Here is a 205-nt window from a genome sequence, read left to right as displayed (position 1 = left end):
GCCGGAACGGAACTCCGGATCGTCGTTCACATTGCTCAGCTCGATCGCTACGCTCGCGGTATCACCGGTCGTCGCGAAGCCATCGTCCGACACTTCCACATTCAGGGTGAAGTTACCCAGGTCCGCATCGTCGATGTCTTTGTTCAGGGTAATAACGCCGGTGCTCACATTGATTGTGAACACACCCTCATTCTGCGAGCCATTG

Annotated in this window: 1 protein-coding gene; it reads right to left on the bottom strand. The window is 55.6% G+C overall.

Annotated elements, in window-relative coordinates; all coding sequences use genetic code 11:
* Positions 1-183 (bottom strand): cadherin repeat domain-containing protein (locus tag E1189_RS00015; RefSeq protein ID WP_155158123.1); only part of this gene is annotated, 183 nt, incomplete at its 3' end.
* Positions 184-205: the final 22 nt, after the last annotated feature.

The sequence above is a fragment of the Parendozoicomonas verongulae genome (genome assembly GCF_009711465.1).
GTDB classification, from domain to species: domain Bacteria; phylum Pseudomonadota; class Gammaproteobacteria; order Pseudomonadales; family Endozoicomonadaceae; genus Sansalvadorimonas; species Sansalvadorimonas verongulae.
The sequence above is the reverse complement of the archived record's forward strand: the minus strand, read 5'-3'. Positions and strand labels throughout refer to the sequence as shown.